This is a genomic window from Gilliamella sp. Choc4-2 (genome assembly GCF_001690355.1).
Taxonomy (GTDB): domain Bacteria; phylum Pseudomonadota; class Gammaproteobacteria; order Enterobacterales; family Orbaceae; genus Gilliamella; species Gilliamella apicola_A.
The window spans coordinates 1-9749 of record NZ_LZHG01000058.1; the positions used below are offsets into that span (position 1 = coordinate 1).

The 9749-nt window shown below is 34.6% G+C and carries 9 protein-coding genes; 1 reads left to right on the forward strand and 8 read right to left on the reverse strand.

Going from position 1 to position 9749, the window contains the following annotated elements; all coding sequences use genetic code 11:
- A partial coding sequence (locus A9G34_RS07365; RefSeq protein ID WP_141670325.1) for an integrase core domain-containing protein occupies positions 1-320 on the forward strand: 320 nt, incomplete at its 5' end.
- Positions 321-543: 223 nt separating this feature from the next.
- Here A9G34_RS07365 and A9G34_RS07370 read toward each other — a convergent pair.
- The 8 genes from A9G34_RS07370 to A9G34_RS07405 all read right to left on the reverse strand — a co-directional run.
- Entirely contained in the window at positions 544-975 is a 432-nt protein-coding gene (locus A9G34_RS07370; protein WP_065569335.1) for a hypothetical protein, read from the reverse strand.
- Positions 959-1657: a hypothetical protein gene (locus tag A9G34_RS07375; RefSeq protein ID WP_065569336.1), complete on the reverse strand. Its 699-nt coding sequence runs from the start codon at positions 1655-1657 to the stop codon at positions 959-961. Before A9G34_RS07375 ends, A9G34_RS07370 begins: the two co-directional genes overlap by 17 nt.
- Before the next feature lie 38 nt (positions 1658-1695).
- A complete protein-coding gene (locus tag A9G34_RS07380; protein WP_133459393.1) occupies positions 1696-2433 on the reverse strand; it encodes a hypothetical protein in 738 nt (245 codons plus the stop codon).
- Positions 2434-2444: 11 nt separating this feature from the next.
- Positions 2445-3389, reverse strand: coding sequence for a glycoside hydrolase family 19 protein (locus A9G34_RS10490; protein WP_141670378.1), 945 nt, complete (start codon positions 3387-3389; stop codon positions 2445-2447).
- Positions 3390-3430: 41 nt separating this feature from the next.
- Positions 3431-4105 carry a hypothetical protein gene (locus A9G34_RS07390; RefSeq protein ID WP_065569338.1) on the reverse strand — a complete coding sequence of 225 codons (675 nt, stop codon included), beginning with the start codon at positions 4103-4105 and terminating at the stop codon, positions 3431-3433.
- Positions 4077-6254, reverse strand: a complete 2178-nt coding sequence (locus A9G34_RS07395; protein ID WP_065569339.1) for a glycoside hydrolase family 19 protein — start codon at positions 6252-6254, stop codon at positions 4077-4079. Before A9G34_RS07395 ends, A9G34_RS07390 begins: the two co-directional genes overlap by 29 nt.
- Positions 6235-7515, reverse strand: coding sequence for a hypothetical protein (locus tag A9G34_RS07400; protein ID WP_065569340.1), 1281 nt, complete (start codon positions 7513-7515; stop codon positions 6235-6237). Before A9G34_RS07400 ends, A9G34_RS07395 begins: the two co-directional genes overlap by 20 nt.
- Before the next feature lie 13 nt (positions 7516-7528).
- A partial coding sequence (locus tag A9G34_RS07405) for a type VI secretion system Vgr family protein (protein ID WP_065569341.1) occupies positions 7529-9749 on the reverse strand: 2221 nt, incomplete at its 5' end.

Sequence of the window (9749 nt, forward strand, 5' to 3'; positions counted from 1 at the left end):
CTGAATATCATGGGTATCCATTAAAAATACGAGTAGATAATGGACCAGAATTCACCGGAAAAACCTTTATAAACTGGGCTAAATCACATGATATAGCCATTGATTATATAAAGCCCGGTAGCCCTTATCAAAATGGTTACATTGAACGATTTAACCGGACTTATCGAACTGAAGTGTTAGATTTATATCTTTTTAACAACCTAGCGCAAGCAAGGAGAATAACCGAAGAATGGCTAACCATTTATAATACCGAAAGACCGCATGAGGCATTAAATAACATGACACCGATTGAGTATAAAACACTAAAACAAGCAGCTTAATTTTCTACGTGAGTTGTGTACTAAGTTTGGGGCATTTACAATTCCATGTACGAAAATCAATACCTTTAATTCCCTCTATTCCTATTACTCTTTTAAATGATTTATTGAAATTTTTGGCATGTACTTCTAATATGCCTTTGTTTGAAGATGTGTTGCCATTCCAACCATATTAAGTTTGAGCTTCTACAAGTGTAAACAACTCAATGTTTTCCTACACCATTATTTATTCTGAAGTAGCAAGATCTTTTATATTTATTTTATGAAAATCCAAACATTGATTAAATTTTATTTCTAACTCTTTGTTATAAATAACTTTAACTGGATTTAATTCATCATATGTAATATTTTCCATGCTTTTTCTTTTATAGTTGTATTTTACCCAACCTAATACAGCCAACACACCTCTATTTTTATTTTTTTCAGTATCAGAGTCATAGACTTTGAAAAAAATTGAATCATCATTGACTGAAATATCATATAAATCGATAAGTAAGTTTTTCCTTGATGTTACTTCTGGAAGAAAATCACTAGTTTTAAGCATTTCTTCAAAAATGGATACACAATCGTTCAATTTTGCATTTGCATTACATGTTACGCTTAAAATTATCAAAATTTGTAAAACAAATATTATTGGAACTTTAATTTTCTTTTGCATTTTCTTCCTCTATTTTATTAACAATTCTTGGAATAATTTTATTTAATATATTTTTATAAGCTTCTTGAACAGCAGAATTTGTCGAATGCCAACGAGCATAATTACCATTATATTTATTAATATAAAAAACTAAATACTCCATTGCAGCTAACACAGAAGGGAAAATTATAAACTCTTTAGGTCTATCTTTTATTTGAGCATTTCCTCCCTGCTTGCTCAATCCAACATTTTCAAATAAATGTGTAGTTCCTATAGGAGTATAATTTGGATTTAATAAAAAGAACTCTTTATCCCAGCCATAATATGGAGGATAACCAAAAGACTCCATTCCTCCTGTTCCTGTCTTCTTATATTGTAAAGATTTAAAATGTGCAGTTTCAGAACGATACATTCTTTCAATTATTATTGCCATATCCTTACCATACTTTTCGTATATAGCCCTTAAAGCAAGTTCTGCATTTTCTAGAGTATAATTTCTTATAAGATTAATTTCCTCATTAAAATAACTCACCATAGCCAGCGGATGAATAAACCATGCCTTACCATCAGCACTAAGTGCGGCAGGTGGGGTAGCGTCTGTTGGAGTGGCTTTGGTATCAGTTGTGTTGGTATTTTCTGGTTGTGTGCCGTTTGTTTGATTTAGCTTCGCTAAGCTTTTAGCAACATCATCCCACCATAACATTTTTTGATTTGTTCAGATATTATTCTTACATAGTCAAATTAATGTGCTTGTAAAGCCGAAGAATGAACCCATTTAACAATTAACTTCTGGGTTTTAGTTAAATATCGGATTTGATAAAAATCGTCTCGGTACTGTAATAATTCTACCTTGTCATCTTCAATTAAATACATTTTAGTTTTTGAGTTTTCCAAAGCATCATCATATAAATAAGCCTTTTTAATAGCTATCTTTTTAATTATTGGTTTTCTATCAAGAAGATTATGCTCATTTGTCACCAATAAATAATTTAAATTTTTATTATAAATTTTACGCTGCACCATATCACAACCAATACATTGATCTTCTAATATTATTTGATAATATTTCTCCTTTTCTTTATAAAGTTTTTCATACCACTTTCCTCCATCAAGAAAACGATTAATTAATTGATCATTGGTTTTCTTATAATCACATAACTGAGAACCATCGCTTAAAATTTGTTTCTCTTTAGCTTGAATAATATGATTTTTTATTTCATAAAGCGAATAACACTTATTTGGTGTAGAATTATATTTTAATGTCATCAATAAATAATTTTGACCAAAAAATTTGTCAATTGATAAGATTGACTCATCAATTTCATCATTCAACTCAATGGGTACTTTAATATGTTGACAATCAGAACTATTATCAAAACAATGATAAATTGATTGTTTTATTTTATTAAACTCTATACTTCCATATGAATGTGTCGCTAGGAAATAAAAAAATAACATTGATATTTTTAATAATTTCATGTTTTTAATCATTACTCTAATTCCCATTCTTCTTTTATTTTATTAAAAATTCTAATTCTATGCTCCAAACCGTTTCTACCGCCATTTACAGCCTTCGTTACCAATGTCACATTATCTTTTTCATTATCAATAAGTATATTAATATCTCCATTAGCATTATATTTTTTATATATATCTCCATTAAAACGCCAGAACCAACAAGATACATCAATTGAGTATTTCATATTTTGTGCTATTAAATCTGGATTTGCTACAAAATCAACACCTTCGTACTTGGAAAATTTAATATAATTATTCTTCCAAGTAAGTTGTATCAAACCTCTACCCTTGTATTTAGGTCCATCCCCTTTTTTTGTATTTCCATTCTTAATAGCATCTTTATGGACATCTGGCTCATAGTTAATTCCTGAGGAAAACTCCAATGTTGATTCAAATCCTGCCAATTCATGAAAACATTGTGCTAAAAAATGAGCTTTTTGATATGGAGTTGTAATATTAAATTTTTTCAATGAGCTATTTAATAGCGATACAAAAAGAGTTTTATCAATCTGATAAATATCTGGATAATTTAGAATAAAGTTTTCTTCAAAGGTTTTTCCTCCACCTTTTCCATTAAACCACTTCCCAGTTTTATTCATCACTTTTTCAAGAAAGTCTGTAGTTATTTGATATTTTTTATTAACAATACTTATAATTTGAACAGGATGAATAAACCATGCCTTACCATCAGCACTAAGTGTGGTAGGTGAGGCAGAGTCTATTGGGGTGACTTTGGTATCAGTTGTGTTGGTATTTTCTGGTTGTGTGCCGTTTGTTTGATTTAGCTTCGCTAAGCCTTTAGCGACATCATCCCACCATAACATTTTCTTGATTTTCTCTTTACTTTTTTCCCAATCCATGACCCTTTGTTCTAACTTTTGCACTTTTTCATGAATTTCAATTTGTCCTTGGGTCAACTTCTGCTTTGGATTGCTTTTTGTAGTCTTTTGGAAATCGATCAATTTTTATTTTTTATAATGTTATCAAAAAATTTTCTTATCGATGAAGCGTCTTTATACTTACATATTTGTTTGTTACCCAAATAATCAATACCACCATCAATACAGTTATCTAAACGGGCAATACTTATTCTATCTGTCTTAAAAGATTGTATATATAATCCTCCTTCTTCTTTTAAAACTGAAAATCGAATATTCGAATATAAAGTTTCCTCTCCCGATTTATTTTTTTGAAGAACAAAAATCATGGCATTTTCTTCATTAGGATTATAACTAAAAATTGATAATATCTCGTGGGTGAAAATAGTTCCAACTTCATTTAGTTTAAAATTACCTAAATTAAGATTATAAACAAGGTGATGGTTTCCCTTATCAGGATCTTTGGGATCTGCAGGAACAAATAACAATATTGATTTCAATCCATCGTAATTTACTAATACTGGAGGATGAACAGTACTAATTGCATTATAAAAATTAATCAAATAGACATGAGAATATTCTCCGCTATCATCTTCATCATCTTCTTCGTACTGCTGGGTAAAAGGAGAGAAAATTGGTAATATTTTTAATGATAACGGTTCTTTTTTTGCATGGCAAAAAAAAGAAAAGCTGCTTAGTACAATGAATATTATAAGATTAAAAGTTTTAAATATTTTGAAAGATTTTTTTGACATCATATATTTCCTTAAAATGATTATACCTATCTTTATAACTTTTAGTATATTGATTAATTTTTTCAGTTATCAGATTTACTGTTGACTCATCAGAACCTTGATCTGCAATATTGTATAATTTATATTTAAGCCAAAAATAAACACCAGAATGAACTATATATTTATAATTTGTATGTAATAAATCTGGATTATTAACAAAATCAATGTACTCCCCGCCCCAAATTTCCTGATATCCATTTGCAAAATCTACATAATTATTCCTACCCGTTAACTGCTTTAATCCTCTTCCTCTAAAATTCCAACCATCATCCGTATTTGCACCAAGATTTCCTAATCTATCTCCCATGGCTTTATTCGCAACAAATTTTTGGCTCTCCTTCGATACAATTCTTAAATTTTTCGGAGAGCCATCAGGATAACCATGTTTTATTGCATCTTCAGGATTATTTTTAAAATATTTATATGTTGTTTTTAATCCACTAACACTATAAGTAAAATTTTCTTCAGTTTTTAGTGATGAGCCAACTTCTTGTCTAATTTGAGCAAAAAAATGACTTAATCTGAGAGGTGTATTAAGTCTATATTCGTTCATATGAACGTTAATATCATTTACTATGAATTGTAATAAATCTAGCCGATTATTTGATACATAAGTGAAAATTTGTTTTAACATATCAACTGTTATACAAAATTTTGGGATGAAATTAAATAATGCTATAGGATGAATAAACCATGCCTTACCATCAGCACTAAGCGTGGCAGGTGAGGCAGAGTCTGTTGGGGTGGCTTTGGTATTAGTTGTGTTGGTATTTTCTGGTTGTGTGCCATTTGTTTGATTTAGCTTCGCTAAGCCTTTAGCGACATCATCCCACCATAACATTTTCTTGATTTTCTCTTTACTTTTTTCCCAATCCATGACCTTTTGTTCTAACTTTTGCACTTTTTCATGAATTTCAATTTGTCCTTGGCTCAACTTCTGCTTTGGATTGCTTTTGTAGTCTTTTGGGAATCGGTCAATTTTTCTTTTTAGCTCTTCAATCCCTTTTTTTACTGACTGTTGTTTGCTTGTTTCTAGCGTGTTGATATAAGCATCAAATTTTGCTTCATCTCCTTTAGTTAAATAATTCAGTACATTGTTGGCATCTTCTGTCATTTCACTATTTAACGCTTCCCATTTGGGCAATTTTCCTTCTGAGTTAACTTTGCCATACCATTCACTTTCATAATTGATTAATATGCGACTAAGAGCCGAGGCTAATACCGGCTTATCAATAAGCCCTTTAAAGCTGTCCGTTGTTATCATCGCATATTTTGGTGAGTTAGCACTGTATTGTTGGTCTAATAGTGTTAATGTCTCTTTTATTGTTGGCGGGTATTGTTCAAGTGATGCATTATCCTTATTTCTGCTTAAGGTTTTTTTAGCACTAAGATAAATTTCTTTCAGACTGGCATTTTCTTTAATTTGTTTAAAATCAAACCAATCCCAGCAACTTACTTTCTTTACACCTTCGCTATTGGTTGATAGCCAACTTGACGATATAGTGGTATTTTTATCGTCAAGTACTTTTTCTATTTGTATCCATAACGTATCTTGCTCATCCACCGCTCGATTATTTCTTGTTTTAACCTTATTATCTCTCATATCAAGTAGTAGTGCTCTGCCAATATTATGATTGCTGCTCGTTAATTGGCTTGCTTGTAAGGGGTGTTTGCTCCATGCCGCTGTATTTGTAGCTAATTCAATTTCACCATTAGATTTTGCTTTTTTTGCTATCTCCTGCGTATTTTCAATCCATAATGTTTTTTTGTCTGTTGCAGAGGTTTTAATTTCTATTTGTAACCAGTTTATATTGGTTTCTTTACTTAGCACTTTTATTTTAGTGCCTTTAAGTGGTGTTCCAACGGTTGTGTCTGCTTGACTTGGTAGTGTCAGTACTTTAACGCCTTTTGATATAGCTAATAGTGTTTTATCTTCATCGGCTAGTTTTCTCGCCTCTTCTTGAGTTTGGCTAATGTACTTTGGTAAGTCTTCACAGGTAAAACACTCAACATGTAAATTCGGTTGAAATTCGCTCCCTTTCATACCTTGTGCAAGCGGTAGGGTTTCTATATCAATATAATTCCCCTCTTTATCTTTTTTTTTTATCAATCGCCTTATCTTGATTATGACCAATATGCCCAACTAAATCACCTGCTACAATTGGAAAAGGTTTATCTAATACCACAACCTCATTATATTTTTTACCTCTAATTATATTTTCAAGACAATCAAAATAAACGTATTTTTTCCCTGCTGGTAAAGGAATAGTGGGGTTTCCATCTCGAATCACTTCGATTAATTCAACAAAATTTTTCGGTTTTTTGGTACCGGATATTTTAATTTGAGTACCTTCGGGTAGCATGGAGATAATATTTTTTTTATCTTTATCCCTTACTCTTAGCCCTTTTGATTTGGCTAATTTGCTATCTTTTCCTGTTATTTCAACTATCGGGTCTGTGAGTGGTTTTTTAGTCTGATTGTAAATCCAACCGATAATTTTATTTCCCTTATAGTCAACAGGTTTTAATTCCGGAATTGAGAAATACCCTTCCTCTAAAGACGTAACTGCATACCACTTATAATCTTTTTCATGTAAATCAAGATTTAAATTTACTTTCGTGCCAGTTTGTAATACCGCTAAAATATTTGTGCTGGTTGAACTATCAGGTGTCCCTCGTATATTTAATCCTTCTACATAATCTAATTTATCTTTATGTTTAATGCGATAAATATCCTGCTCCCAAAATGCGGGTGCTGGCTCTTTTGGATTATCATGGTAATATTGCGTATCCGCCAGATGCATATACAAACTATAAAAATAAAGACGATGCCCTGGTTGTTTTTCTTTTTTAGGCGTAATTATTTCACTGGTTGACGGCTCATTGGGCGGCGCTGAGGTATTCGCTTTAGCTGTCTCTGTAGTTGGATTTGTTGTAGTACTCGATAATTGAGTTGAATCAGCTGTGGTTTCTGATGTTTGCGCAGCACTGTTATTGGTTGGCAGATTGCTTTTTGCCTGAGCGACGTCTTCTATACGCTCCATTTCCAGCAGGTGCCTAACCAAAACAAAACCTGTTGAGAAAAAGTCAATTTTTTCACCATAATCAACTTTTTGATAATAATCATTAACTCGATAAGCGATAACTTCACCAGTGGCGATACAATGCACTTTTCGTATTTTGGGGTCACCTAATTTCCCAAGGACCTTCTCATCAAAATGGATCCCTCCATGCACCTGTTTGTTTACACTGACAGGATAAAAGCCATTAGATGCCGACATTAATGCTGTATAATAACCATTAGTGCTTAATTGTTTTTGTTGATTTATAATAACTGGATATTTCCATTTTTTTATTGGTATTAGTGTCATTTTGTTTATACCTTTAACCTGAAAAGTTGATATATTCACTATTTATTAATCTTGTAAGCGCTATGTCTACATCACTTTTCAAGTTGTTATCTGTATTATTTTCTATACTAGCCGCCCCCATTTTTTGCATGACTTTACCTTTAAAATAGATATTGCCAGCGGTGCCTAGTTCAATGCCTTCTTCGCTAATTTTAATATACGAGCCGCCACAGATTAACGTTAGTTGTTTACTGGCTGCGATAGTTACCTCACCATCTACACTATCGACTTTGATATCTTGCTTCGCTGCCATATTGAGGTTAGCATTTTGGGCTTGCAGGTCGATATCACCTTGATTGGCAAAGAGTTTTATACCTGATTTATGGGCAAAGAGACCTATTGCTTCGGATGAGGAGACGGTAATATTGTTTAATGCGGTAATGTCAGTTTGGTTTTCAGCGGTTAACGTTAGGCTATTGCCTGTTGTCAGTTGGATGTTTTGAGGGCTGGTTAAGGCTATCCCCTCTTGTGCATAGGCAAGCAGACCACTTTGGGTTAGTTGGCTGAGCGAGGCATTAAGTTGTTGTTGGCTGTCGATATCAGCGCTATGTGCTTGGGACTGGGTCGCTGCATTTTGTAGCGCTTTGGCAATCGATAAGGCGTTTTCAAGCTGCGTAATCGCGGCTTGCATATCTAGCTGTTTGCCTTGTGCCTTGGGTTCGGTTTCGGTGGTAAGGTATAGCCCTTTATTGGCTGCAATTGCTCCCCATTCGTCAGTTCTCAGTTCAAACCCTTCTCCACGTCCCTCTTTATTTTGGTTGACAAGGTGCCCCATGTTTAATTGGGTTTTACCGTATTCGGTTGCCAGCTTTATATGCTCTTGCCCCCGTTTGTCATCCATACGCAACTTATTGTTAGCCGCACTGCGAATCACATTGCGGTGTTTGTTGGCTGTCGTGACAAGGTCAGGGTGGCTGCTGTCGTGCATCGCGTGGGCAATATAGGGTCTGTCTGGGTTACCGCCCATAAAGGCAATCGCAACGTCGGTGCCATCAATCAGTGGAAAGTGAAAACCATAACGGTCACCCGCATACGGTCTAGCCAACCTTATCCATAGGCTTTCGTTGCCTTTTTTCCACGCTTTTAAGTCAAAATTGAATTTTACACGGTATCGCCCTTGGGTGTCGATATAACCATAAGTGTCGTTATCTGGACTGGTTACCCTTGCTGGCAAGGTGCCGCTAATTTGCGGCCAAGCAATAGGGGCTGGGCGATACGGTTTTAAACTATTAAAGGGAATGGCGGTAAAGCTGAGCTGGTAAGCATCAGTGCGGTTGCCCTTACCGGTGACACTTAAAATAACAAGACCGTCATCAATATGGGTGAGAGGATGACCATTAAGGTAAATCCGTTGCCCTGGTGCTAGGTTATACTGATTAGTTTTACCTTTGATGAGAGTTTGATGGCTAATAGCGTGCTCATGGCGGATTCGTGCATACCAGTTACCGCTTTCAATTGTGTTATCATCACTGTCTGAGGTCGCTTCTTGGTTATCTAGGTTATGGTTTACTCGATTACTGTCTAAGCCTTTATAATGCTCTCCATAAAGGTAATGGGTGCCGTGGGTAGTGGTGTCTTTGGGCTGGGTATTGACTTGTCCTAGTAAACTCGCTTTGGCATCACGGTAGTTGTAATCTTGCACTTTGAACGCCGATTCCACCGTTTGGCTGTGCACGCTGATATCCCAAATACTTGGCTTGCCCCCATCTAGAGTGCCGCTGGGTAATTGGTACGCCAGTTTGGCAAGCTGTCCATACCCTTGTTCGTCATCGCTAATAACCATTACCTCACAATCATGCTCGGCATCACTTTCAAAGCGAAACCAGATACCTACATCGGCCATTAATCTTTGTATAAATTCAAAATCGCTTTCTTGCCATTGGGTAATAAATTCCCTGGCTGGGTAGTGCTCTTTAAGTTCAAGGCGGTAGTCTATGCCATTAAGTCCGTGGCTTCTAAGTATTTGTTCAACCACGCTTACTACGCTTTGGTTCTGGAATATGGCACAGTTGCGGTTTAACGTTAGTCTAGCCAGTCGTGGCGATAAGACCACTTGATAATGCGCTTCCTCTTTATTCACCGATAATTGGCTAAACTCGGTGATAATGCCATAAACCTTGCGGGTGCTTTTATCATTGGTAAAATCACCCAAGGCACGGATTGCAGAACTGAGCGCATCGCTTACAACAGAATTA